1 protein-coding gene is annotated in these 473 nt (G+C 62.2%); it reads left to right on the top strand.

The window, feature by feature from the left end; translation table 11 throughout:
- Positions 1–264 precede the first annotated feature (264 nt).
- The coding region (locus tag D7X55_RS46135; RefSeq protein WP_199747382.1) for a hypothetical protein at positions 265–473 on the top strand (209 nt) is incomplete at its 3' end.

Genomic DNA, 473 nt, shown 5'->3' with positions numbered 1-473 from the left:
GCCCAGGGCCGCCGGTTCACAAGGGACCGCAGTCTACCTTAAACGCGAATGATTATCACATCGATCAAACGTCACGCTGTGTATCACGCGCGCGCATGCCCGGGTTGCGCAAGGGGCAGCAATTCCCCTATTTTGCCGCCCATCGGGGCATTGGATCGCCCCGCTTCCAGCGCAGCCATGGATGGCGGGCACTTGCCGCCATCCGGGTCGCGTTCATCTGCACACAACCGGCATGGGATTGGATCCCATGATTGTGAGACTCCCTTGAAGCACACCACCCTGATCGCCCTCTCCCTCGGCCTGCTTGCGCCGCTGGCCGCCCATGCCGCACAGGACCTGCCAACGCTCTACCAGGCCTTTGAAGAAGCCGGCAATTCGTCACTGGGCATGGACCAACTCAACCAGACGGTGACATTCACTGCCGTAGCCCTGAGCGTTTCCAGCAACCTGGCGGGCGAGCCGCTGATCGAGGC

The organism is Corallococcus sp. AB049A, from assembly GCF_003668885.1.
GTDB lineage: Bacteria > Myxococcota > Myxococcia > Myxococcales > Myxococcaceae > Corallococcus > Corallococcus interemptor.
This window is presented reverse-complemented; position numbering and strand designations above follow the sequence as displayed.